General features: G+C 43.0%; 19 protein-coding genes and 10 pseudogenes. 11 read left to right on the top strand and 18 right to left on the bottom strand.

Annotated features, from left to right (window positions below; all coding sequences use genetic code 11):
• Window positions 1-25 precede the first annotated feature (25 nt).
• On the top strand, window positions 26-895 hold the full coding sequence (locus C4H11_RS12595) for an NAD kinase (RefSeq protein WP_106042504.1): 870 nt from the start codon (window positions 26-28) through the stop codon (window positions 893-895).
• Window positions 896-1,107: 212 nt separating this feature from the next.
• Here the strand turns inward: C4H11_RS12595 and C4H11_RS12590 are convergent, their stop codons facing one another.
• From C4H11_RS12590 to C4H11_RS12580, 3 genes are all read right to left on the bottom strand, one after another.
• Complete coding sequence (locus tag C4H11_RS12590; RefSeq protein WP_234819832.1) at window positions 1,108-1,725, bottom strand: ISAs1 family transposase; 618 nt, start codon at window positions 1,723-1,725, stop codon at window positions 1,108-1,110.
• The gene (locus C4H11_RS12585; RefSeq protein WP_106042502.1) at window positions 1,719-2,645 is read right to left on the bottom strand and encodes an IS982 family transposase; all 927 of its coding nucleotides are present in this window, start codon (window positions 2,643-2,645) and stop codon (window positions 1,719-1,721) included. The genes C4H11_RS12590 and C4H11_RS12585 overlap by 7 nt, the downstream gene beginning before the upstream one ends.
• Before the next feature lie 70 nt (window positions 2,646-2,715).
• On the bottom strand, window positions 2,716-3,255 hold the full coding sequence (locus C4H11_RS12580; RefSeq protein ID WP_129588315.1) for an ISAs1 family transposase: 540 nt from the start codon (window positions 3,253-3,255) through the stop codon (window positions 2,716-2,718).
• A gap of 368 nt (window positions 3,256-3,623) precedes the next feature.
• On the opposite strand from C4H11_RS12580, the gene C4H11_RS12575 reads away from it, so the two are divergent.
• Complete coding sequence (locus tag C4H11_RS12575) at window positions 3,624-4,304, top strand: queuosine precursor transporter (RefSeq protein WP_106042500.1); 681 nt, start codon at window positions 3,624-3,626, stop codon at window positions 4,302-4,304.
• Window positions 4,305-4,368: 64 nt separating this feature from the next.
• Window positions 4,369-4,824 carry a preQ(1) synthase gene (gene queF, locus C4H11_RS12570; protein ID WP_106042498.1) on the top strand — a complete coding sequence of 152 codons (456 nt, stop codon included), beginning with the start codon at window positions 4,369-4,371 and terminating at the stop codon, window positions 4,822-4,824.
• A gap of 32 nt (window positions 4,825-4,856) precedes the next feature.
• On the opposite strand, the pseudogene C4H11_RS12565 reads toward queF, so the two are convergent.
• From C4H11_RS12565 to C4H11_RS12550, 4 genes and pseudogenes are all read right to left on the bottom strand, one after another.
• Window positions 4,857-5,081 (bottom strand): annotated as a pseudogene (locus C4H11_RS12565) (IS5/IS1182 family transposase); the annotation flags it as partial.
• An 18-nt stretch (window positions 5,082-5,099) separates the two neighbouring features.
• A pseudogene (locus tag C4H11_RS12560) lies at window positions 5,100-6,004 on the bottom strand (IS982 family transposase).
• A gap of 43 nt (window positions 6,005-6,047) precedes the next feature.
• Entirely contained in the window at window positions 6,048-6,494 is a 447-nt protein-coding gene (locus C4H11_RS12555) for an IS110 family transposase (RefSeq protein WP_106042496.1), read from the bottom strand.
• Window positions 6,495-6,709: 215 nt separating this feature from the next.
• Window positions 6,710-7,692, bottom strand: a pseudogene (locus tag C4H11_RS12550) (IS982 family transposase).
• A gap of 249 nt (window positions 7,693-7,941) precedes the next feature.
• On the opposite strand from C4H11_RS12550, the gene C4H11_RS14635 reads away from it, so the two are divergent.
• The 4 genes and pseudogenes from C4H11_RS14635 to C4H11_RS14725 all read left to right on the top strand — a co-directional run.
• Entirely contained in the window at window positions 7,942-8,280 is a 339-nt protein-coding gene (locus C4H11_RS14635; RefSeq protein ID WP_106042494.1) for a DUF6686 family protein, read from the top strand.
• Between the two features lie 21 nt (window positions 8,281-8,301).
• Complete coding sequence (gene eno, locus C4H11_RS12540; protein WP_106042492.1) at window positions 8,302-9,582, top strand: phosphopyruvate hydratase; 1,281 nt, start codon at window positions 8,302-8,304, stop codon at window positions 9,580-9,582.
• A 189-nt stretch (window positions 9,583-9,771) separates the two neighbouring features.
• A pseudogene (locus C4H11_RS12535) lies at window positions 9,772-11,074 on the top strand (IS5 family transposase).
• Window positions 11,075-11,221: 147 nt separating this feature from the next.
• A pseudogene (locus tag C4H11_RS14725) lies at window positions 11,222-11,505 on the top strand (transposase domain-containing protein); the annotation flags it as partial.
• Window positions 11,506-11,987: 482 nt separating this feature from the next.
• Here the strand turns inward: C4H11_RS14725 and mdh are convergent.
• Both mdh and tnpC read right to left on the bottom strand, forming a co-directional pair.
• Window positions 11,988-12,929, bottom strand: coding sequence for a malate dehydrogenase (gene mdh / locus C4H11_RS12515; protein WP_106042486.1), 942 nt, complete (start codon window positions 12,927-12,929; stop codon window positions 11,988-11,990).
• A 250-nt stretch (window positions 12,930-13,179) separates the two neighbouring features.
• Window positions 13,180-14,307: pseudogene (gene tnpC / locus C4H11_RS14625) on the bottom strand (IS66 family transposase); the annotation flags it as partial.
• A gap of 160 nt (window positions 14,308-14,467) precedes the next feature.
• Between tnpC and C4H11_RS12505 the strand changes: the two are divergent.
• Window positions 14,468-15,637 carry an IS4 family transposase gene (locus tag C4H11_RS12505; RefSeq protein WP_106040595.1) on the top strand — a complete coding sequence of 390 codons (1,170 nt, stop codon included), beginning with the start codon at window positions 14,468-14,470 and terminating at the stop codon, window positions 15,635-15,637.
• Window positions 15,638-15,716: 79 nt separating this feature from the next.
• Here the strand turns inward: C4H11_RS12505 and tnpB are convergent, their stop codons facing one another.
• From tnpB to C4H11_RS12490, 4 genes and pseudogenes are all read right to left on the bottom strand, one after another.
• Window positions 15,717-16,085, bottom strand: a complete 369-nt coding sequence (tnpB, locus tag C4H11_RS12500) for an IS66 family insertion sequence element accessory protein TnpB (RefSeq protein ID WP_164996546.1) — start codon at window positions 16,083-16,085, stop codon at window positions 15,717-15,719.
• A complete protein-coding gene (locus C4H11_RS14530; protein ID WP_234819830.1) occupies window positions 16,078-16,281 on the bottom strand; it encodes a hypothetical protein in 204 nt (67 codons plus the stop codon). Before C4H11_RS14530 ends, tnpB begins: the two co-directional genes overlap by 8 nt.
• Window positions 16,257-16,400 carry an IS66 family insertion sequence element accessory protein TnpA gene (gene tnpA, locus C4H11_RS14525; RefSeq protein WP_234819829.1) on the bottom strand — a complete coding sequence of 48 codons (144 nt, stop codon included), beginning with the start codon at window positions 16,398-16,400 and terminating at the stop codon, window positions 16,257-16,259. The genes C4H11_RS14530 and tnpA overlap by 25 nt, the downstream gene beginning before the upstream one ends.
• Before the next feature lie 79 nt (window positions 16,401-16,479).
• Window positions 16,480-16,971 (bottom strand): annotated as a pseudogene (locus C4H11_RS12490) (transposase); the annotation flags it as partial.
• A gap of 162 nt (window positions 16,972-17,133) precedes the next feature.
• Here C4H11_RS12490 and C4H11_RS14520 point away from each other — a divergent pair.
• Window positions 17,134-17,232: pseudogene (locus C4H11_RS14520) on the top strand (transposase); the annotation flags it as partial.
• A gap of 187 nt (window positions 17,233-17,419) precedes the next feature.
• Here C4H11_RS14520 and rplS read toward each other — a convergent pair.
• Together rplS and C4H11_RS14515 are read right to left on the bottom strand one after the other, a co-directional pair.
• Entirely contained in the window at window positions 17,420-17,773 is a 354-nt protein-coding gene (rplS, locus tag C4H11_RS12480; RefSeq protein WP_106042485.1) for a 50S ribosomal protein L19, read from the bottom strand.
• Between the two features lie 691 nt (window positions 17,774-18,464).
• Window positions 18,465-18,533 carry a hypothetical protein gene (locus tag C4H11_RS14515; RefSeq protein ID WP_234819932.1) on the bottom strand — a complete coding sequence of 23 codons (69 nt, stop codon included), beginning with the start codon at window positions 18,531-18,533 and terminating at the stop codon, window positions 18,465-18,467.
• Window positions 18,534-18,714: 181 nt separating this feature from the next.
• Here C4H11_RS14515 and C4H11_RS12470 point away from each other — a divergent pair.
• A pseudogene (locus C4H11_RS12470) lies at window positions 18,715-19,697 on the top strand (IS982 family transposase).
• Here C4H11_RS12470 and C4H11_RS12465 read toward each other — a convergent pair.
• The gene (locus tag C4H11_RS12465) at window positions 19,694-20,239 is read right to left on the bottom strand and encodes an IS110 family transposase (RefSeq protein ID WP_106042483.1); all 546 of its coding nucleotides are present in this window, start codon (window positions 20,237-20,239) and stop codon (window positions 19,694-19,696) included. The pseudogene C4H11_RS12470 and the gene C4H11_RS12465 overlap by 4 nt on opposite strands.
• A gap of 726 nt (window positions 20,240-20,965) precedes the next feature.
• Here C4H11_RS12465 and C4H11_RS12455 point away from each other — a divergent pair.
• Window positions 20,966-22,186 (top strand): ISL3 family transposase, encoded by a 1,221-nt coding sequence (locus C4H11_RS12455; protein WP_106040698.1) that lies wholly within the window; start codon window positions 20,966-20,968, stop codon window positions 22,184-22,186.
• On the opposite strand, the gene C4H11_RS12450 is transcribed toward C4H11_RS12455, so the two are convergent.
• On the bottom strand, window positions 22,144-22,824 hold the full coding sequence (locus C4H11_RS12450; RefSeq protein WP_129588314.1) for an ISAs1 family transposase: 681 nt from the start codon (window positions 22,822-22,824) through the stop codon (window positions 22,144-22,146). The two genes, C4H11_RS12455 and C4H11_RS12450, sit on opposite strands and share 43 nt — an antisense overlap.
• Window positions 22,825-22,892: 68 nt before the next feature.
• Window positions 22,893-23,799 (bottom strand): annotated as a pseudogene (locus C4H11_RS12445) (IS982 family transposase).
• Window positions 23,800-23,801 lie beyond the last annotated feature (2 nt).

Genomic DNA, 23,801 nt, shown 5'->3' with positions numbered 1-23,801 from the left:
GCACCCTAATCCAACAGTATTTGTTATGAAGTTTGCCATATTTGGAAATACCTATCAGGCCAAAAAATCTTCTCATGCGGAAAACCTCTTTCGGTTGCTCAAACAGCACAATGCACAACTTTGCATTTGCCGTGAGTTTCATCATTTTCTGACCGCCGACTTAAAACTAAACATTCCGGCGGCAGATTTGTTTGACGGTGACGACTTTTTCGCTGACATGGTCATAAGCCTCGGCGGTGACGGCACTTTTCTGAGAGCCGCAAGCCGTGTGAGGGGAAAAAATATTCCCATCCTTGGCATCAACACTGGCCGTCTGGGCTTTCTGGCAGACATCTCACCAGAAGAAATGAAAATCACTTTCGACGAAATCCACAATAATCACTACAAAGTGGAAGAACGGAGCGTCCTGCAACTAAAATGCAACGACGAACATTTGATGAAGTCACCTTATGGTCTCAATGAGATAGCTGTATTGAAACGGGACAGTTCTTCTATGATCACCATCCATACTGCTATCAACGGCACACCGCTTACCACCTATCAGGCCGACGGATTGATAATTGCCACCCCTACCGGTTCTACGGCTTATTCGCTTAGCGTAGGGGGGCCGCTTATCGTTCCTCACAGCAAAACCATCGCCATTACACCTGTCGCCCCTCACAGTCTCAATGTTCGCCCCATCGTCATCTGCGACGATTGGGAGGTTACACTCGATGTAGAAAGCCGCAGCCACAATTTTTTGGTCGCTATCGATGGACGCAGTGAATCTTGTAAGGAGACTACCCGCCTGCATATTTCAAGGGCAGACTACAGTATCAAGGTTGTCAAACGGTTCAATCACCTCTTTTTTGACACGTTGCGCAACAAGATGATGTGGGGAGCGGACGTCAGATAGTCCGGCTCGTTTTTTTTCCGGAAAAAAGGTTAGCGGCAATGCCGTTCAGAGTTGCACCACTACCTCGCACGCTTCGAAGTAATATAGCACGGCTTTTTCATTTAAACTTTGATTTATGTGCATAATCCCCCTTACCCATATCTGTATGATGTGGGTGCAAATATGATTATTGATAATCAATCTGTTATGTATATTTCAAAACTAAATTTATTTCATTTTTGAGCTAAAAGATGTAGCACTTTGGTTAAGTTTAGCGATAATTCTCTGACGATTTCAGCCGTTCCTTTGATTTTGTCAGCGACTTTCTTCCTTTTGTTTTTCCAGATAGCCAATATTGCCAACACCATTCTCTGGATTGTATCAAGGGTTCTGGCCGCTCTTCCGGTTTTACGCTTTATGCTGTCCTGCCGTAGGTTGTAGTCCAAGTCCCAGTGCATACTCTCAATCGACCAGTGTTGCCTGGTTATCAGGCCTAATTGTTTGGCTGTACCGTCAAGGCTTGAGATGTAAAGTCTCTGTTCGGACGCACAGTGACCGCCGGATTTCTTTTCCGCACTTGTAAGCATCTCTATGACAGTCAGCCTTCCGTTCCATTTCTCCCGGTCTGCGATAAGTCCTTCCCCACGGTATATGCGACAGATTCTCGATTCAATCCTGCCATGCTCAAGACTGGGGCCTTCCGTGTAAACATCTGACGGTGTGGCTGTCTTGATTTTATCCTCAAGTACGTAACGCAGGGATTTTTGGTTTGCTTTAAGCTCGATGACAAAGTCTCCTCCCTTTTCCCTGATCTTGTCTATGATTACGCCAGTTCGGGATAAGTTTAGCATGCAAATAGTTCCAGCTGCCTTGATTTTTCCACATACACCGGCAGTGCCTCCGGCTTGTTCTCAAAGAAGCAGTATGCCGTAAGGGCAGAACACAAGTTCATGATAAAGTTGTGTATCGATCGGTGTCTCGAGTGCACGAGGTTGGCTTTGTTCTTGAGCAATTCGTTAATGCACTCGATGATGTACCTTTTCCTTAGCATGATCTTGTCCCACATAGGCATCAGTTTGTTCTTCATCTTAGCCTTGAGCCCATGAACGAGTTGGATGCCTTGATCGAACAGGCTCTCGAAGAGTTCCTGCTTGATGTATCCCCTGTCTGCAAATACCTTTCCATATAACACTTTTGCAAACACCGTCCATACCCTGCTATCCCTGTCATCCACGTTTGCTCCTGTAAGACAGAACGTTATCACTTCTCCGGAATCATTGCAGAGCAGATGCAGCTTGAATCCATGGCACCAGCACATGGTACCCTTTCCGTTCTTGGCAAGGCCGGCAAAGACCTTGTTGTAATATCGTCGTACATTGTGGCATACGGGTATCATGGTGCTGTCAACGTAGGTGATTCCCGTACACTTGCCAAAAGCATAGAGCTTCATGAACAGCATCATCTTAAAGAACACTCTTGGCATGAGCTCAACGAAGCGGTTATAGGAAACCCCATCGGGAAAATCCTGCCGCATCACCCCTTTGACCCAATTCAAATAATACTCCTTGAAATTGCGATATGTGCCGAAATGATAGCATACCAGAATGGTCATAATCTCACTTTCGGAGAGCCTGCCCTTGCGGTTCCGGTAGCGTTTGCCGTCACTGTTATGGGACGGCAGACGCAGGTTTTTCGCAAGTTCAGCACTCAAATTCTTGTCAAACTCGTCGATTATACAGAAAATTTCAGTAACTTTGTCGTTGGTAATCATCGCTTAATTATTTTTTAACTCATTGATTTTTAACTATAAAGGTACGAAATATTAGCGAGATTACCAACTTTTATTTCTGGAAAGACATTGCATCAGCGGTGACGATGCAGCCGGAGATCTCTATTTTATCCAGTAATCTGGGAACCGATTTAATCTCGTTGCTCTTCTTCTCGCATGCATCCGTAGCGAGAGTAATCCCGGAATTGAGTGAATAGGCTGATACTATATCCGGATTACGTCCGTTTTCATGCACGGTGCCTCTCATGGCTTTACCGTCCACACAAATAATCTCAGCCTCCTTGTTGGGGAGTTCCTTGCGGAAGGAATCGACGAACGCGGACATACGACAAGCCATCGCTTCATCATCTATGCTTTTGAACACACGACATAGCGTGGCCTCTGACGGCAAGCCGCCCACCAGGATACCCATTGAGTGAAAGCGTTTCAAATATCGTTTGCCAAACCCGATTATCTCGGCTCTGGGGATACACTTGCTGAGACTGCCCAATATGACAAGCATAAGTATGTCTTCAAGTTTATGCTTGAAATTGCCTTTCCCGGTTCTACGGTATTCAGGTACTGAAGTTACGAACTCCCTCAGATGTTTCATGGTGCTGCCACTCGGACAGCCAAAATGTTTCTTTTTTACTATTATTAAATACAAATACTTGTATATCAGATAAATAATGACTATTTTTGCTATGCAAAAATCAAGGCGGAAGACAAAATAGACATCACGTCGCTCTTGAAATCCGCCTATTAAAAAATCTTTTATATGATTAAAAAGAAACACCGAAGACGGTGCTTCAGCATCGTTATGTGTTTTTAAATGAAAAAGCCGTGGTAATATAGGGAAATTTCCGCATTGGAGATTTGCCTGTTTAAAAGAAACATTGTATCTTTGCACACATTTTTTTAAAATATGATGCCGCAAATAACGGTCGTGTATTCTAGAACACCACGTAAAAAACAGGAATTATGAAACAAAAAGTATCTATGCCTTTTATGTTGCTGGGCATTCTGTTCAATGTATGTCTGATTGCAGCCAATCTTCTTGAGACTAAAGTCATTCAGGTTTTCGGTATCACCGTGACAGCCGGGCTCTTAGTATTTCCGATTTCTTATATCATCAACGACTGCATCGCCGAGGTTTGGGGGTTTCGTAAAACGCGCCTTATTATTTGGAGTGGATTTGCCATGAACTTCTTTGTGGTGGTGCTTGGATTGGTTGCAGTCGCTTTGCCTGCTGCTCCTTTTTGGGAGGGCGAAGCGCATTTTAATTTTGTTTTCGGCATGGTTCCTCGCATTGTCGTCGCCAGTCTGTCGGCTTTCTTAGTGGGCTCTTTTCTGAATGCCTATGTCATGAGCCGTATGAAGTTGGCGAGTAATGGGCACAACTTTTCTGCACGTGCCATCTGGTCGACGGTGATAGGCGAGACGAGTGACTCGTTCATTTTTTTTTCGGTAGCTTTTGGCGGAATCATCGCATGGAACGAACTGCTGCTGATGATGTGCGTGCAGATTGTACTGAAGTCCATGTACGAAGCACTGGTACTTCCGGTGACCATCCGTATGGTGAATGCCATCAAACGGATAGACGGCAGCGACGTCTACGACAAAGGCATCTCCTACAAGGTTTGGAAAATCAGTGATATCTAATTATGAATCATCGGTAAGCAATGGATTCATAAACCACCGATGGATAAAGATAACAGAAAGCGTTATGAGTGAATTGAAAGAACAACTCTCTTTATTGGGAAGAAAAGCCGAATATAAGCAAGATTATACTCCCGAAGTGCTGGAAACATTTGACAATAAACATCCAGAAAATGATTATTGGGTGCGTTTCAATTGTCCGGAGTTCACCAGTCTATGCCCTATCACCGGCCAGCCGGACTTTGCAGAAATCCGCATCTCTTACATTCCCGATGTGAAGATGGTAGAGAGCAAAAGCCTGAAGCTGTATCTTTTCAGTTTCCGCAATCATGGAGCTTTTCATGAAGATTGCGTAAACATTATTATGAAAGATTTGAGCAGGCTGATGAATCCCAAATATATTGAGGTAACGGGTATCTTTACACCTCGTGGCGGCATTTCGATCTATCCGTATGCCAATTACGGCCGTCTGGCCACGAAGTACGAACAGATGGCGGCTCATCGTCTGATGAATCAGGAGTGATGTTTGCTATATAGTCAACCCTTAAAATCATTTTACCCATATTCATATGCGGAGTTGTGTAGAAAAAACTGCTTCGCAGATTTTTCATATAGCCCCCAAAGAACCTTCATGGCTCTTTGGAAATTATAAGCAGCAGCATCCGGCATTACATTAATCGCATCACCGCGTAACCCCTTATAGAAGTTACGTCCCAAACGATAATCCGATTTTAAATGTCCAATTGGAGGTTCTGTTCCCGCACGCCTGCAAAATAATTTAACGTGAGTTCGACGAATTCATAATAAAGCAAGCTGCGTATCAAATGTTCTTTTTACATTGATGCACGGCTTCTTTGGAAACAAGCAGTATGCGGCAATAGCCCCCAATAAATTGACGATGAAATTCTCAAAGCATCTATGTCTGGAGTGTTCCACTTGCGCAATGTTCTTGAGTTCATCGTTAACCGTTTCTATGATAGCCCTCTTCCTGAGCAGCAGTTTGTCGGAAACGCTCATCAGCGCACCCTTCATGTTGCTTTTCAACTTGGTAATAAGCTGTATTCCGTCCACGAACAGCCGTTGGAAGAGACTCTTGCTTATATATCCCTTATCCCCAACCAACTTGCCGTATATGAATTTCGCAAAGTCCTTGTATTCCAAAGGCTTGCGGGCATCAATGTCACCGGGTGTTATCATGAAGTTGAGCAGTTCTCCCTTCTCATTGCAAATCAAATGCAATTTAAATCCGAAGAACCAGCCCATGGAGCATTTTCCCCTTTGCGCTATACCTTTGAACACCTTATGGATATGGATACGCTGATTCCTGCAGACACGCAGGGGAGTGCTATCGACGAAGCTGATACCAGTACATTTCCCAAGAAGTACTTTCTTGATGAACAGTGCAAGAGGAATGGCAACTTCTCTTTCCAATTCCACGAAACGGTTGTACGATACAACTTCGGGAAACAGATGGCGCAGATGCCTGCACACCTTTTCAAGATAGAAATGTTTCAGACAGCGGTAGCCGGAGTCGTGGAAGAGAATCATGATAAGCATGATTTCCGACTTTGACATCGTGCTGTCACGATGATATTTTCTCTTCTTGAGCGGTTTTAGCGTGTATTTTGCCATCATTGTATCAAAAACTTGCAGAAGTCGTCTGCCATACAAAATATTTCTGTAATTTTGCTCTCGGTGATCATAGCGATTTTTATTTGTAATTCTTTGTATTTCACTACTATAAAGTTACAACAAATTTCGATAAGCACCAAATTTGTAGACACTTATAATTCGTCGAACCCACGTTAACTTTAAGTAAACCGTAACTATGTCGGAGCATGATCCACTCGGCATCCACCTCATCCATTTTCTTCTCACCGATGTTTTTATGGCTTTGGCATTAACCAACAAAACGTCAAAGCCGGAATCCTCCAAGATCATGTACAGTTGAACCCGGTAAACACCTGTGGATTCCATAGCCACCGTGTCTATCCCACAGGATTTTAACCAGTCGGCAATCAGATATAAATCTTCTATGAATGTGCCGAAACAACGATTATTGTCCCCATCACGATCTTCGGGAACACAGACTTGCATTTCTGTGGATGAAACATCAATCCCACAGGCGTTGGGGTTAACAACTTTCAACTTTAATCCTTTGCCTGTTTTCTTCTTTTTCGCTTTCTTTGCCATACATGATATAACTTTGAGGAGTTAACAAAACATCATCAACCCCGAAAGTATTGAACTGAGATAATCGTCTATGTGGACTCAAGGGTACCAATTATTTCTCTACTTACCTATGGAACCGTACTTTGCAATGGAGTTGCTGTCCATGATAACTAATGGTTTACTTGCTTGATGATGCCCTCAAGTTATTAATTATTTTTCTTTACTCGTTGGTTGAATTAAATTAAAGCGTATTTAACTTGTCCGATAGGCTTATGATTTATAAGATTGAAATACTGCAACATGGTGAAAGCAGCGACTTTGGCAGCCATTCTGGTAAAAAAGCCTTGTGGTTGCTTGGCATAAGTTGCGTATCATCATCAGATGGTCATTGAGTTGGGAGAATACCGTCTCAATTCTCTTCCTGTACCTTTTGTAAGGCCACAGCGGAGGTCTCCAGTTCTTCTGGTTCAGCCTGTAAGGGACCTCAAGGGTGATGTTTGCCGATGTAAACAAGTCCTGATGCATGGGAGCGCTCAAATACCCCTTGTCCCCAAGTATCATACAGTCATGGTATTCCCACTGAATGTCTTTCAGGTAGTGGATGTCATGCACGTTTGCTGCGGTCATGTCATAGGAATGTATGCCCCCCGTTGTGCCGCAAAGAGCATGGAGTTTGTAGCCGTAGTAGTGCATTCCTTGCGAGGCGCAATAGCCCCAGGATGGCGCATGGTCTATATCCGTCTTGCCCATGGCACATCTTTTGGCACGTGCGTTCTGGCACACCTTGACAGGCTTGGAATCAATGCAGAACACAAACTCTCCGCCGTCAAGGGCCTTGGCTATGGCCTTTCGAATGTTCTCGCCAAGCAGGCGGGTCAATTTCCTGCGCTGATTGAACTGCCGGCGGGTAATAAGGTTGGGAATGGCGTCAGGACACTCAATGCTCAGACGGGTAAAGAGATAGTTCTCGCTGTCGATACAGAATGCCTCAGCAGTGATGGAAAGTGCCACAACCTCCAGGTCGGAGAAAGTGGGAACAACACCACGGCGAGGAACATTTCCTCTCTTGTTTACTTGATTTCCTGCATATTGCTTGCAGATTTCAAGAACTTTTCGGAACTTTGCAATGAAGTTGTGCATGGCTATGATATTGTAACATAATGGATTTAACACTACTAAGTTACTAAAAAATCAACGACATGTGCAACTTTTTCATCATCAAAATCTTATAAAATCAATTCATCCAACAGGTTGTTCTTTATAACGTTTTTAAGCGGAAAATACTAACTTTGCGAAGCGGAAGTTTAGGAGTAAAAGAGGACGATTTTTCTATTATAGGTAACTACAGAAGTCTGTTTTCCGACCTTTCATTACCTAATTCTTGTTTCTTCCACTCCAATACCGCAATTTATAGGTATTGACAAATATTGCAAATAGCACTACTTTTGCGACAATTTAAACAGAAACTATGGACAGTTTATTGAAACGGACCGCTAACGGTTTCGTGTCTTTTTGCGCCAAGTGCAATGCTTATCATCTGGAGTTCGGGAATTTATTTTTCAGATTCACCGACGATGAGTTCCGGCATTTTTACCGGTACATATCTTCTATTGACGGTGAATATTACCAAGACTTGAATCGGAATATGAGGAACGTCCGCAAAATATTTCTGCGAATGCCGATACAAGGTTTCTATTGCGCTCTTCATCTTGAAGAGCTAATTGAACTGAAAAGGCTGGTGGACTTTTCCACCACAGAAAATGAAACAAACTTATCCATACATTTGGAACATTACTCTTTAAACTAACTAAATTAATATTAAGTAAGAATGAAAATTGAAAAGATTGTAGCCCGTGAAATTCTTGATTCACGCGGTAATCCCACGGTAGAAGTGGACGTAATTTTGGAATGCGGAGTCATGGGACGGGCAGCTGTACCTTCCGGTGCTTCCACCGGTGAGCACGAGGCCTTGGAATTGCGCGATGGTGACAAAAAACGCTATGGTGGTAAAGGAACATTGAAGGCTGTAGAGAATGTCAACAAGATAATTGCTCCCGCTCTGGCAGGCTGGTCGGCACTGGAACAAAGAGCCATCGATCACAAAATGTTGGAGTTGGACGGCACACCTACCAAATCTAAATTGGGTGCCAATGCCATTCTGGGGGTTTCGTTGGCTGTGGCCAAAGCGGCGGCAACTTATCTTGATATCCCCTTATACAGGTATATCGGTGGTGTAAATACTTATGTAATGCCTGTACCGATGATGAACATTATCAACGGAGGCTCTCACAGCGATGCGCCTATCGCTTTTCAGGAGTTCATGATTCGTCCTGTAGGTGCCACTTCCTTCCGTGAAGGTCTGCGCATGGGAGCAGAGGTCTTTCATGCCTTAAAGAAGGTGCTTCACGGCCGTGGTCTCAGCACCGCTGTGGGCGATGAAGGAGGTTTTGCCCCGGCATTGGCAGGTACGGAGGATGCATTGGATTCCATCATGAGTGCCATCAAAGTTGCGGGTTACGAACCGGGCAAAGACGTAAAAATCGGTATGGACTGTGCTTCATCCGAGTTCTTTAAAAACGGAATTTACGATTACACCATCTTTGAGGGTGAAAATGGAAAGAAACGTACTGCCGACGAACAAGTGGCTTACTTGGAAAATTTGATTAATAAATACCCGATTGATTCCATTGAAGACGGCATGAGCGAAAACGATTGGGAAGGTTGGAAGAAACTGACCGATCGCATTGGAAACCGTTGCCAACTGGTTGGCGACGACTTGTTTGTGACAAACGTGGAGTTCCTTGAAAAAGGCATTGCCACGGGATGCGCCAACTCCATCCTCATCAAAGTCAATCAAATCGGGTCGCTCAGCGAAACGCTGGATGCCATTGAAATGGCACATCGTCATGGTTACACCACTGTAACTTCGCACCGTTCCGGCGAAACGGAAGATGCTACGATTGCCGACATTGCCGTTGCCACCAACAGTGGACAAATCAAAACGGGCTCATTGAGCCGTTCGGATCGCATGGCAAAGTACAATCAATTGCTGCGCATCGAAGAAGAACTGGGCAATCTTGCTGTTTATGGCTACAAAAGAATTAAATAACTCTTTGTAGTGAATAAGTCATAAAGAGGAAATAGCGTCTTTGAGAAAAGGCGCTATTTTTATTGCTTATAATTATAGTCGTTCCTTAAATACTTCATACTCTCATGATTTATAGTTTGTTATAATGCAAATTATTTGCTTATATCTGCAATATTTCGTACCTTTACAGTATAAATCTTGCAGATATTTATGTTAAAACGTACATCTAAACAGCTCTCTTTATTCTCTTCTTTGGAGGATATGTTTAATCATCAATATCCTCTTTTCCAACTTAGCCATAAGATTAATTGGCAGAGTTTTGATGATGCTTTGTCGCCTTTGTATTGTAGTACGAACGGGTCGCCCGGCTCATCCTATTCGCTTGATGTGTGTTCTTTTAATCTTAAAACATTTGCGCAATGTGTCTGATGAAACTGTGGTTTTACAATGGAGTGAGAATGCTTACTGCCAATACTTTTGCGGACAACTTGAATTTACTCCCCAAGAACCCTGTGATGCATCTGACTTGGTTCACTTCAGAAAACGTATGGGTGAGAAAGGTATGGAAATAACATTGGCAGAGAGCATCCGTGTCAATACGGATAAGGATGATGAAGACCATTTTGATACGGCTTTCATAGATTCTACTGTACAGGAGAAGAATATAACTTACTTATCCTACAGATGCGAAGTTGCATAAAGATAATCAGAAACGTTTTGAAGATAGTTCATGATCAGTCTCTTCCTCTATGGCAGAGTTATACACGCACCTTGAAAGGGATTTACCGTGCCCGGCGCTTTGGTAACCATCCCAAGAATCGTAAGAAAGCCCTTAAGGCAGACAGGCAACTAAAAACCATAGCAGGTCGATTGGTTAGAGAACTCGAGCGTAATCTAGGGGGAAGGAATGGCTATGAGAAGATATTTGAGTTATATACAGGGTTCTTTCTCAGAACCGTAAGTCAAAAAATAAAGTATATTCTCTGCATGAACCGGACGTGGTTTGTATCAATAAAGGCAAGGAACATAAGAAATACGAGTTTGGTAATAAGGTATCCATTCTTTGCTCATGGTCAGGGCTTATTCTTGCTGCATGCTCTTTTAGGAATGAATACGATGGGCATACCATACAAAAGACGTTGGAACAAACCCAAAGGATGACCGGGAAACATATTAATAAACTAGCAGCAGATAGAGGGTATAGAGGTGTGAAACAGATTGGGGATACAAAGATACTCATCTCAGACGTTCCTAAAGACACCTACTACCAAAAGAGAAAGAAACACAAACTATTTTGTAAACGAGCGGGTATAAAGCCAACGATAGGACATCTTAAAGAAGACTACAGATTATCTCGCAACTTTTATAAAGGTGTGAAAGGAGATGCTATCAATGTCTTATTAGCTGCGGCGGCATATAACGTCAAAAGAGCGATGAGAGTTCTTTTGTGGCTTATAAAAAAATCAGCGTGAAGTTTGTAAAAGCGAACTTCACGCTGAAATATAGTTTTTAAGGGACGACTAAATATCTGCAAGATTTATATGTAAAGGTACGAAATCTTGCAGATATAAGCAAATAATTACATTATAACAAACTATAAATCAGGATAGTATGAAGTATTTAAGGGACGACTAATTTTTATACGTTCGTTAAACCAGTGTGGAAATCTCTGAGAAATATCCTTAAGGGTGGTACAGCGGAAATCTCGAACAATCTCTGTGAGCAAAGGATGAAACCTGTAAAGTCGCTGCTCAAGAACTATATGAATATAGGCAGGAGGATGCGGTAGAAAACTCGGCATTCATCTTCTCACTGATAGAAAGCTGCAAACTTAATGACATAGACCCTCAGGGTTACCTGAAACACCTGTTTGAATGTATTCTTCATAGTAAGGACTGCGACAAGAAGGCTCTTCTACCATGTTTTTATAAACTGGAATGTTAAAACTAAAATATTTTCTTGCGGACATTTTTATTTTATCGGCTGAAAAACAGCAGATAAAATCGTCGTGGCGGAAAATAGAATGGTTACTTGTACAAGTGAGAGCTTACGCTTGTACAAGTGAGGGCCGACGCTTATACAAATGTAAAACGCTCATAATCAGCATCTGTTTTATTGAAGAGAAGAAAGCTTTCAGCCATCCTTATTAACGAGTACATCCTTTCCGGTTTTTACTTTCCTTCAATGCGGGTCTATCTTTTCTAAAATATAAGCTTACGACACTTAAAACGCGAGCTTCGACTTGCCCGGTTGCGGGCTTACACCGGCATAAGCCTGAATGAACAAATCTCTTTGCATGGCAAATAAGGAAACATTTACCCACCGGCTTTCCGGATTGCCCCGCAAACATAAAGGAAAAACGACAAACGGGAAGCGGTTCTCAACAAGCGCTTCCCGTAGCTCATAATTCATCAAACACTTCTCAATCAAAGAGCACCTACTTCTTTCAATGCCCCATTTGTTTTGTGGACAGCGGCTGCACTGGCAGCGAACTTTGCTTTCTCGTCGGCAGTCAGTTCCAATTCAACAATCTTTTCGATACCATTCTTGCCCAAGATAACAGGAACACCGATGCAGATGTCCGATTCGCCGTATTCTCCTTCCAGATATACAGAGCAAGGAATCATCTTCTTCTGGTTGTGAATGATAGATTCAACCATGTAGGCACCCGCAGCTCCCGGAGCATACCATGCGGAAGTGCCCAGCAACTTGGTCAGTGTTGCACCGCCCACCATAGTGGCGGCAACCACTTCGTCCAGTTTTTCTTCGCTCAGCAAAGCACTTACAGGCTGGCCTTTATAAGTGGCCAGACGAGCCAACGGAATCATGGTCGTGTCACCATGACCACCGATAACCATGCCTTCTACCTCGTTGGCATTGCAGCCCAAAGCCTGAGACAAGAAATATTTAAAACGAGAGCTGTCCAAAGCACCTCCCATACCGATAATACGGTTCTTGGGCAAGCCCAAAGATTTCAACGACAAATAAGTCATCGTATCCATCGGGTTGGAAATAACCACAAATATTGCGTTTGGAGAATATTTCAGGATGCTTTGTGCAACCGATTTGACAATGCCTGCATTTACTCCAATCAACTCTTCACGAGTCATACCCGGTTTGCGAGGAATACCGGAAGTAATAACCACTACATCGGAATCGGCTGTCTTCTCATAATCGTTGGTACAGCCTACAACAGTGATGTCAAATCCCAGCAGCTGAGCAGTCTGCATCATATCCATTGCCTTACCTTCTGAAACGCCTTCTTTCACGTCCAGCATTACCACTTCGTCAGCCACTTCATTAAAGGCCAACACATTAGCGCATGTAGCACCTACGTTACCTGCACCCACTACGGTTACTTTTGACATAATTTCTAAAGTTTTTGTTTATAAGAATGCTTTAATTTTAAAGATACCACAAAAATACAACGGCATTCCTGATTAAAGAAATATTTCCGCAATAATTTTAGTTAAAAGTAATCTTATACACAACCGTTCACACACGTATTAAGCGTCATAAGCAGCAAATTCCGTAACCATTCTATTTTCCGCCACGACGATTTTATCTGCTGTTTTTCAGCCGATAAAATAAAAATGTCCGCAAGAAAATATTTTAGTTTTAACATTCCAGTTTATAAAAACATGGTAGAAGAGCCTTCTTGTCGCAGTCCTTACTATGAAGAATACATTCAAACAGGTGTTTCAGGTAACCCTGAGGGTCTATGTCATTAAGTTTGCAGCTTTCTATCAGTGAGAAGATGAATGCCGAGTTTTCTACCGCATCCTCACTGCCTATATTCATATAGTTCTTGAGCAGCGACTTTACAGGTTTCATCCTTTGCTCACAGAGATTGTTCGAGATTTTCGCTGTACCATCCTTAAGGATATTTCTCAGAGATTTGCACTGGTTTAACGTATAAAATTAACAGCCTTTCTCATCAGTTCGTTAGCCATAATATTCGCATCCTGCATCATCATGACCACCTTATGATGGATACGTTCAAGGAGCGGTCCTGTAAGCTTCCGTCTTCTTTCCTTAATCTGATCACCGCTTAGTTTCATCATACGGAACAGGTTTTCATTTCTGAACATATCACCGATAGGATCTATTATGTCCATCGCTGTTCTGTCTGAAGACAAGGCATCAACCCACAACCTTTACAGTGCGTCCAGCATCCTATATGAAGCACCTTTGAGTCTTCACCATCATACATCCTGTAAACCGTATATCCGTCAGTGGATATGGTTCCCATAAAATATTCCAGGAATGACTTTGCCGCATCGGATGACCTGCTGCCGTTATTATAGTGATAATAGACCATCTTAATATGCTTGGCAAAGAAAGCCCATAAGTACTTTCTCCTGTAAGCCTTGTCTTCTTTGGTTTCCACTCCTACAAGTTCGGTAGTCTCATCAATCATAAGATATTTTGCCTGCTGCACAAACTCCTTGAAGACATCTTCTATGAACTCCCTTAGTTTGGCGATTCCATTATGTATATAGCTGTTCAGCGTAGTATTGCTTATGTGGATGCCCTCTCTTGCAAGCAGTCTTATCTGTCTGTTCTCAGGCATGCTGAAGTCATATTTCAGGCAGAGAGCAGACGGGCAAGCTGTTCAGGGGAGAAGATTCCTCCAAGGTTTTTCAGCGGATATTCCATCGTGTTCACGAAAGTACCGTCTGCAAGCTTTACCCTTGCCACCTTGTAAACATACCCCACGTTACAAGCCCGTACATGTTCTATAACCGTAAGCATTTGCTAAACTGCAGGTATTAAACCACTAGTGGGCACTTTAAATTAAACATCGTTCTTTGAAATCTTTGATAATCGCATAGTTATGTATCTTTTTGTAGCGTGACGATTTGAATTGAAAAGTTGTTTTAGCTTTGCCCAAAAGCTCAAAACAATGAATCAAGGCAAATATATCTTCGCTCAACTTACAGATTTTCTTCCCCGTCGTGTCTTTGACCGTTTGGTAGAGAAGTATTCCGGGAATAAGAAAATCAGAACATTCACCTGTTGGAATCAGATGCTGTGCATGATCTTCGGACAACTGACCGCCCGAGACAGTATGCGTGATCTTATGCTCAGCCTTGAGGCACACAAGAACAAGTATTTTCACTTGGGATTCGGTGCAACAGTTAGCCGTACCAATCTGGGGAAAGCAAACCGGAATAGAGATTATCGTATCTACGAAGAATTTGCTTATACCCTGATTGCGGAAGCCCGTAATAGCTACAACAAAAATGACTTCGAGGTGAAAGTTGACGGTAATGTTTATGCCTTTGATTCCTCCACCATAGACCTTTGTCTGAATGTTTTTTGGTGGGCGGAATTTAAGAAACACAAAGGAGGCATCAAACTTCATACCTTGTATGATGTAAAGACTTCCATACCGACAATCGTACTGGTAACCAATGCTAAAGTACATGACGTAAACATGCTGGATGAGTTGAGTTATGAAAAGGGAAGTTTCTATATCATGGATAAAGGATATGTTGACTTCACCCGTTTGCATAAGCTTCACACCAGTGGTGCTTACTTCGTTACACGTGCAAAAGATAATATGAGATTCCGTAGAATGTATTCCCGTGAAGTCGATAAAACAACCGGAATAAAATGTGATCAGATTGGAATGCTTGAAACGTATAAATCGCTCAAAGCATATCCGGACAAACTCCGGCGGGTTAAATACTACGATGAAGAACTGGACAGAGAATTTGTGTTCATCACCAACAACATGGAACTATCAGCAGAGGAAATTGCTTTGCTATACAAGAACCGTTGGCAGGTGGAACTATTTTTCAAATGGATAAAGCAACACCTGAAAGTAAAATCTTTTTGGGGCACCACGATGAATGCAGTCAAGATACAAGTGTACTGTGCCATCATAACATACTGTCTGGTTGCCATTATCGCTTACAGATTGAAAGTTAACCGTCCAATCTACGAAATTCTACAAATTTTGAGCTTTTCTCTACTGGATAAAACGTCTGTAAGAGAGATACTTGCCGATTGCGATTACAAAAATGTCAAAGAACTAAATTATAAACAATTGAAAATCAGCTGGGATTAAGTGCCCAGCAGTGATGTAAAGATACTAAATATTAGCGGATTGCACAATAGGAACACTACTTTTGTTTCAGAAAAACAGGTTATACATGGTACTCTTTACGCTCGGCCCTAAGCCGCCGGAGCCTCTGCTGCGGATTCTCCTGAATGCCTTCAACCATCATTACCAGGTCACGCCATTCCATGGGATAGCTGTTTGATTCGGGATCGTATTCCGGCAGTTTGAAGCGACCTGCCTCCAGCCGTTTGACGTACATCACCATGCCGCCGTCTTCCGCATGAAGCAGTTTCATGAGATTGAGGCTGGACCCGACAAAGATGAACACGTCACCGTTCCTCACTTCGCTCTTCATCTTCTCATGCACCAGTCCGCACAGCGAACTGATGCCCTTGCGCATATCTGTCCTGCCGGGACACAGAAAGTAGCGCATCGTATCGTTCAGGCTAAACATGGGTATCTTCGAGACTATGGGTTAGCAGTTCCATCAACAGCTTCTCGGATCCGCTCCCGAAGTGGGCACGGAGACCGTTGGGGAAAAGCAGGGCTACACCATGCGGCACCTGTTCACCCAAGGTCAGTTCTGCAGTGGGGCGCTTGAAACTGATGGGAGCCAACTCCTGTTTCAGACTGTCTTTTCTGCGGCACATTTTTTACGCCAGTAATGATAGGTTGAATAACTTACACCTGCCTGTTGCAGGTACAACTTCAATGGCAGGTCGCTTTGTTGAACCTGCAATTCCAATTCTTCAAATTTAGATCTGTTCATAACAATTAGGGTTTGATTGTTTTCGCGAGTACAAAACTACAATCAAACCCTAAGGGGTGCAATGTGTATTTATTCGAAAGCTTCCCAAAGGGCAGTTCTGCCATTCCTGAGCAGCCCCTGGTTGACTTTGTTCGTAATGATGGAAATGGCTGATGTGGAAGTTCTATTTCATAGATTTCACGCATTTCCTCTTCAATGTCGGACACGCTCATTCCTTTGGCATATAAGGAGATAACAAGTTTTTCTATAGAAAGCCCACGGCTCTCATGTTTGGGAACAACTATGGGCTCGAATTGACCGTTACGGTCACGGGGAATAGGTATGACCGCTTCACCGTGTTCGGTTTGGATTTTCTTGGGGTAGCTGCCGTTACGGGAATTACCGCTGTTACGACCGGAAAACGAATTCTTCTCATAACCCAGATGCGCATCCATCTCACCTTCAAGCATTTTCTCCAATACCTGCGCGTGTAACTGCTTCAGAAATTTGCTGACATCAGATTCTGTCTTGAACTGACTAAGGAACTCCTTACTTAATACCTCTCAGGCACTACATGATTCTTCTCTTTCATAATCTTCTTCATTTTACAAAGCTATTAAATAAAAAATACGGGATTTAAAGAGAGTTTCGTATTCTTTATTTTATACGTTTACAGAATGAAAAGAATTTACGGCGGATATGAAGAATATCTATAATGCAGCTAATAAGGAGGTTGCTGCCGCAGAGCGTGACAATCTGGAAAATAATCTATACCACAAATCTCATTGAAAACCTGAACGGAAAAATCAGAAAGTACACAAAATCAAAGCTTTTATTCCCTTCAGATGATGCCTAAAAAAGACCGTGTATCCCTCACTGATGGAGATTGAAAAAATGGACACATCCTACTCATAACTGAGCTTGATTATGAACCAATTTATGCTTATGTTTGAAAACAGAATCCAGATATAAGAAGAAACTTACAACTGAATCCTGTTTCCATTTACACAAAATTGTGGACAGTGCCGAGTTTCCCGGAGTTATCCGTTAACTCTTTTTTCTTTAATTCTTGCTTTCTTACCGGTACGAGTGCGGAGATAGTATAGTTTGGCACGACGAATCTTACCCACCTTGTTCACTTCAATGCGGTCAATAGCCGGTGATTCGATTGGGAAAATACGCTCTACACCAACTGTTCCAGACATTTTGCGTACAGTGAAACGTTTCTTGTCTCCGTGTCCGGAAATCTTGATAACAACACCGCGGTACAACTGTACACGTTCTTTGTTACCTTCGACGATACGATATGCTACTGTCACTGTGTCACCAGCTTTGAAGCTCGGGTGTTGTTTTCCGGTAGCAAATGCTTCTTCTGCAATTTTAATTAAATCCATTGTTTTTTTACTATTAAATTGTTTGATCGTTACAACGCAACATACCAGGCTTCTCTCAGCTTTCTCCTGACAGCGATTGCGCGAAAGCGGTGCAAAGAAATGAATTATTTGTCAGATATACAAAGATTAATCTGCATTTTTTTTGATTGCAGCCACAGATAAGTTTCACTAAGAAGTGCAAATATTCTCTGTTATTATAAGATGACTATGAAAAACACTCGGGGAGCGCTGTCGGCAAGGGGCTGAAAGCCCCGACGTGACAAAAGATTTCAGTAGCAATACAAAAAAGAGAAAAGGGAGACCGAAATCTCCCCGAGATTAATCAACTTTGTATTGTCATGAAATATCATCAATTAACTTCAGCACAAAAATCGTGTATCTTTCCTCTAAAAAGAAAAATCTCCATCTATTAACCTGAATTCTAAGACCTCAGCAAGTATATTCTCCTTATTCGTTAATAATTGTGATATTAGTTTATACTTGTGTTACTTTTATATGTTTGCAGTCGTACAAAAGGTGTCCCTCTTTTTACGACTGCAAACATTCTCTGTATCAATTTATACGCATTCATCACAACGCCAAATTCTTTCCTTTGTGCCGTTTTTTCTTTCAAAGTACTCCTTCATTTGCGGGTCGTGTATTCTGGCACTTCTGGCCGCCATTGAAAGGTCAGATTTTAATATTCTGGCCCCTATGGAACAGACATGTGGCTTGCCTTTGTCGAAGTCCCCGATGTGCTTCCAAATGGCGCAACACCCACGTAGCAGGCATATTTCCTGGCGTTTTCAAAGGATTCGAAGTTATTGGTATGTTAATCATTGCAATGGCATTTACCGTTCCGACACCTTTGACGGAAAGTAATAAATCATAGTTTCTCTTCAAGTCAGGCTCGTTTTTTATAATATTCTACCTGTTGGATGAATTGATTTTATAAGATTTTGATGATGAAAAAGTTGCACATGTCGTTGATTTTTTAGTAACTTAGTAGTGTTAAATCCATTATGTTACAATATCATAGCCATGCACAACTTCATTGCAAAGTTCCGAAAAGTTCTTGAAATCTGCAAGCAATATGCAGGAAATCAAGTAAACAAGAGAGGAAATGTTCCTCGCCGTGGTGTTGTTCCCACTTTCTCCGACCTGGAGGTTGTGGCACTTTCCATCACTGCTGAGGCATTCTGTATCGACAGCGAGAACTATCTCTTTACCCGTCTGAGCATTGAGTGTCCTGACGCCATTCCCAACCTTATTACCCGCCGGCAGTTCAATCAGCGCAGGAAATTGACCCGCCTGCTTGGCGAGAACATTCGAAAGGCCATAGCCAAGGCCCTTGACGGCGGAGAGTTTGTGTTCTGCATTGATTCCAAGCCTGTCAAGGTGTGCCAGAACGCACGTGCCAAAAGATGTGCCATGGGCAAGACGGATATAGACCATGCGCCATCCTGGGGCTATTGCGCCTCGCAAGGAATGCACTACTACGGCTACAAACTCCATGCTCTTTGCGGCACAACGGGGGGCATACATTCCTATGACATGACCGCAGCAAACGTGCATGACATCCACTACCTGAAAGACATTCAGTGGGAATACCATGACTGTATGATACTTGGGGACAAGGGGTATTTGAGCGCTCCCATGCATCAGGACTTGTTTACATCGGCAAACATCACCCTTGAGGTCCCTTACAGGCTGAACCAGAAGAACTGGAGACCTCCGCTGTGGCCTTACAAAAGGTACAGGAAGAGAATTGAGACGGTATTCTCCCAACTCAATGACCATCTGATGATGATACGCAACTTATGCCAAGCAACCACAAGGCTTTTTTACCAGAATGGCTGCCAAAGTCGCTGCTTTCACCATGTTGCAGTATTTCAATCTTATAAATCATAAGCCTATCGGACAAGTTAAATACGCTTTAATTTAATTCAACCAACGAGTAATATTCTCCATTTCTTTTTCTATTTCCTCCACAAGCACTTGTTCATATTCCAAAACCTTGGCGGTACGTTTTTGGGTGTTGTCTCCCACCCTTGCTTTTCGGTCTGTCAGATAAGCTTTGTACTCAGCCATATGTTTGACATGCCTTCTCCTTTCGGATGAGAGTTCCTGTAACCGCATGATTGTACCGGCCGACATTTTGCAATACGCCAATTCTTCCCGGTGAAGGTAGCAATAATAAGCGATACGCCAGGCATCCACCTTGTCATTCTTGCCACGTGTCAGACCAAAAGAGCGTTTCAAATGAAGAGGGTTGAAACGGCAATAGTCAATACCTGCAGATTCCAGGCTAAGACACAGATCAAGACTGTAAATCCCTGTATTCTCAAGTCCTATGACCAATTCCGCGCTCTTCATTCCGCACTCTTTAAACCACTTACGCATCAATTTGAAACCGGATTGATCATTAGAGAACTGACGGTGTATCTCTTCACATATTTTCCGCCTTTTCCTGTCATAATAAACCACATCTACACGGCTTTTTCATTTAAACTTTGATTTATGTGCATAATCCCCCTTACCCATATCTGTATGATGTGGGTGCAAATATGATTATTGATAATCAATCTGTTATGTATATTTCAAAACTAAATTTATTTCATTTTTGAGCTAAAAGATGTAGCACTTTGGTTAAGTTTAGCGATAATTCTCTGACGATTTCAGCCGTTCCTTTGATTTTGTCAGCGACTTTCTTCCTTTTGTTTTTCCAGATAGCCAATATTGCCAACACCATTCTCTGGATTGTATCAAGGGTTCTGGCCGCTCTTCCGGTTTTACGCTTTATGCTGTCCTGCCGTAGGTTGTAGTCCAAGTCCCAGTGCATACTCTCAATCGACCAGAGTTGCCTGGTTATCAGGCCTAATTGTTTGGCTGTACCGTCAAGGCTTGAGATGTAAAGTCTCTGTTCGGACGCACAGTGACCGCCGGATTTCTTTTCCGCACTTGTTAAGCATCTCTATGACAGTCAGCCTTCCGTTCCATTTCTCCCGGTCTGCGATAAGTCCTTCCCCACGGTATATGCGACAGATTCTCGATTCAATCCTGCCATGCTCAAGACTGGGGCCTTCCGTGTAAACATCTGACGGTGTGGCTGTCTTGATTTTGGCTCTTCCGACATTTCGAGTGATGGTATGTTAAAGAAGAAAACCGCTGAACAAATTGTATATTTGAATAACCACAAACAAATGTACATTTATGAACAGCAGTTTTCTATATCATGCGTGGGGGCTATACAATCACAAATGCACCCGTGAGGAATACAAAGGTAATACAATTATTCTGCATGTTGAAGCAAAAGAACGTCAAAATGAGTGTCCCAAGTGCGGATGCCGCCATTTGGTGAAGAATGGTTACCGTATGCGTGACTTTATCGGTCTTCCTGTTGGCGGCAAAAAGGTGATAGTCCGCATGAAAGTACAACGCTACAAGTGTAAGAACAAGGATTGTGATTACGACCGCCAAGAGAATATCCCCTTCGCCACAGGCAATTGCAGCTACACCCACCGTTTCGCAAGGTACGTGGTCGGATTGTTAAAGGCAATGACTTTGAAAGATGCGGCCAACCTGTTGGGAGTAACATGGGACACCATCAAAGACATACATAGCCGGTATTTGGAATACCATTACACCCCTCCTTCGTTGGAGGGTGTGGATTGTATCGGCATAGACGAGTTCGCCGTAAGAAGAGGGCACATATACAAGACAATAGTTGTCGACCTGAGGAGCGGACGTATCATATATGTTGGCGAAGGCAAAGGAGCTGATGCCTTGAACGGCTTTTGGAAAAGGGTAAAGCGAAAAGGCATTGACATCAAGTATGTTACCACAGACCTTTCTGCGGCATTCATTTCGTCCGTATATGAACATTGTCCCAATGCGCTTCATGTTTTTGACCATTTCCACGTGGTCAAGCTCATGAACGAAAAGCTGGATGACATACGCAGAGTACAGTACAACATGGAAAAGGATATCAATAAGCGGAAGGTCCTCAAAGGCACGAGATACCTCCTGTTAAGCAATGGTGAGGACATCTTTGACAAGGAATATAAAACGAGGCTTGACAATGCTCTGGACATGAACAAGCCTCTCTCGCAGGCATATTACCTCAAGGAGCAGCTCCGGGAATTTTGGACACAGATCAACAAGGAAGAGGCGGAGAAAGTAATGCTGGATTGGGTAAACCAGGCTAAAGAGAGCAAAGTGCCACAGCTGATGAAAATGGCTGCAACCATTATGGCGCATCGAACGGGAATACTCGCATGGTACGACTGCCATATCTCTACCGGCAAAGTGGAGGGCATCAACAATAAGATAAAAGTAATGAAAAGGAATGCGTACGGATTCAGGGATGAACGATACTTTGAGCTTAGGCTTTATGCACTACACGACTGCCGTATCACTCGAAATGTCGGATGAGCCTTGATTTTATCCTCAAGTACGTAACGCAGGGATTTTTGGTTTGCTTTAAGCTCGATGACAAAGTCTCCTCCCTTTTCCCTGATCTTGTCTATGATTGATTTCTGGAAAGACATTGCATCAGCGGTGACGATGCAGCCGGAGATCTCTATTTTATCCAGTAATCTGGGAACCGATTTAATCTCGTTGCTCTTCTTCTCGCATGCATCCGTAGCGAGAGTAATCCCGGAATTGAGTGAATAGGCTGATACTATATCCGGATTACGTCCGTTTTCATGCACGGTGCCTCTCATGGCTTTACCGTCCACACAAATAATCTCAGCCTCCTTGTTGGGGAGTTCCTTGCGGAAGGAATCGACGAACGCGGACATACGACAAGCCATCGCTTCATCATCTATGCTTTTGAACACACGACATAGCGTGGCCTCTGACGGCAAGCCGCCCACCAGGATACCCATTGAGTGAAAGCGTTTCAAATATCGTTTGCCAAACCCGATTATCTCGGCTCTGGGGATACACTTGCTGAGACTGCCCAATATGACAAGCATAAGTATGTCTTCAAGTTTATGCTTGAAATTGCCTTTCCCGGTTCTACGGTATTCAGGTACTGAAGTTACGAACTCCCTCAGATGTTTCATGGTGCTGCCACTCGGACAGCCAAAGTGTTTCTTTTTTGCTATTATTAAATAACGTGAGTTCAACGAATTCATAATAACGCAAGCTGCGTATCAAATGTTCTTTTTACATTGATGCACGGCTTCTTTGGAAACAAGCAGTATGCGGCAATAGCCCCCAATAAATTGACGATGAAATTCTCAAAGCATCTATGTCCGGAGTGTTCCACTTGCGCAATGTTCTTGAGTTCATCGTTCACAGTCTCAATGATAGCCCTCTTCCTGAGCAGCAGTTTGTCGGAAACGCTCATCAGCGCACCCTTCATGTTGCTTTTCAACTTGGTAATAAGCTGTATTCCGTCCACGAACAGCCTTTGGAAGAGCCTCTTGCTTATATATCCCTTATCCCCAACCAACTTGCCGTATATGAATTTCACAAAGTCCTTGTATTCCAAAGGCTTGCGGTCATCAATGTCACCGGGTGTTATCATGAAGTTGAGCAGCTCTCCCTTCTCATTGCAAATCAGATGCAATTTAAATCCGAAGAACCAGCCCATGGAGCATTTTCCCCTTTGCGCTATACCTTTGAACACCTTATGGATATGGATACGCTGATTCCTGCAGACACGCAGGGGAGTGCTATCAACGAAGCTGATACCAGTACATTTCCCCACGCAGTACTTTCTTGATGAACAGTGCAAGAGGAATGGCAACTTCTCTTTCCAATTCCACGAAACGGTTGTACGATACAACTTCGGGAAACAGATGGCGCAGATGCCTGCACACCTTTTCAAGATAGAAATGTTTCAGACAGCGGTAGCCGGAGTCGTGGAAGAGACTCATGATAAGCATGATTTCCGCCTTTGACATCGTGCTGTCACGATGATATTTTCTCTTCTTGAGCGGTTTTAGCGTGTATTTTGCCATCATTGTATCAAAAAACTTGCAGAAGTCGTTTGCCATACAAAATATTTCTGTAATTTTGCTCTCGGTGATCATAG

The organism is Bacteroides zoogleoformans, assembly GCF_002998435.1.
GTDB lineage: Bacteria > Bacteroidota > Bacteroidia > Bacteroidales > Bacteroidaceae > Bacteroides > Bacteroides zoogleoformans.
This window is presented reverse-complemented; position numbering and strand designations above follow the sequence as displayed.

Excerpts from the sequence above, each read along its gene's own strand:
- C4H11_RS12555 (WP_106042496.1), bottom strand. The coding sequence starts at position 6,494 with ATGGCAAAGAAAGCGAAAAAGAAGAAAACAGGCAAAGGATTAAAGTTG.
- C4H11_RS14530 (WP_234819830.1), bottom strand. The coding sequence starts at position 16,281 with ATGTGCCGCAGAAAAGACAGTCTGAAACAGGAGTTGGCTCCCATCAGT.
- eno (WP_106042492.1), top strand. The coding sequence starts at position 8,302 with ATGAAAATTGAAAAGATTGTAGCCCGTGAAATTCTTGATTCACGCGGT.
- C4H11_RS12595 (WP_106042504.1), top strand. The coding sequence starts at position 26 with ATGAAGTTTGCCATATTTGGAAATACCTATCAGGCCAAAAAATCTTCT.
- tnpB (WP_164996546.1), bottom strand. The coding sequence starts at position 16,085 with ATGTTTAGCCTGAACGATACGATGCGCTACTTTCTGTGTCCCGGCAGG.
- mdh (WP_106042486.1), bottom strand. The coding sequence starts at position 12,929 with ATGTCAAAAGTAACCGTAGTGGGTGCAGGTAACGTAGGTGCTACATGC.
- tnpA (WP_234819829.1), bottom strand. The coding sequence starts at position 16,400 with ATGAACAGATCTAAATTTGAAGAATTGGAATTGCAGGTTCAACAAAGC.
- C4H11_RS12455 (WP_106040698.1), top strand. The coding sequence starts at position 20,966 with ATGAACAGCAGTTTTCTATATCATGCGTGGGGGCTATACAATCACAAA.
- C4H11_RS12505 (WP_106040595.1), top strand. The coding sequence starts at position 14,468 with ATGAATCAAGGCAAATATATCTTCGCTCAACTTACAGATTTTCTTCCC.
- C4H11_RS12580 (WP_129588315.1), bottom strand. The coding sequence starts at position 3,255 with ATGAAACATCTGAGGGAGTTCGTAACTTCAGTACCTGAATACCGTAGA.
- C4H11_RS12585 (WP_106042502.1), bottom strand. The coding sequence starts at position 2,645 with ATGATTACCAACGACAAAGTTACTGAAATTTTCTGTATAATCGACGAG.
- C4H11_RS12450 (WP_129588314.1), bottom strand. The coding sequence starts at position 22,824 with ATGAAACATCTGAGGGAGTTCGTAACTTCAGTACCTGAATACCGTAGA.
- queF (WP_106042498.1), top strand. The coding sequence starts at position 4,369 with ATGAGTGAATTGAAAGAACAACTCTCTTTATTGGGAAGAAAAGCCGAA.
- rplS (WP_106042485.1), bottom strand. The coding sequence starts at position 17,773 with ATGGATTTAATTAAAATTGCAGAAGAAGCATTTGCTACCGGAAAACAA.
- C4H11_RS14635 (WP_106042494.1), top strand. The coding sequence starts at position 7,942 with ATGGACAGTTTATTGAAACGGACCGCTAACGGTTTCGTGTCTTTTTGC.
- C4H11_RS12590 (WP_234819832.1), bottom strand. The coding sequence starts at position 1,725 with ATGCTAAACTTATCCCGAACTGGCGTAATCATAGACAAGATCAGGGAA.
- C4H11_RS12575 (WP_106042500.1), top strand. The coding sequence starts at position 3,624 with ATGAAACAAAAAGTATCTATGCCTTTTATGTTGCTGGGCATTCTGTTC.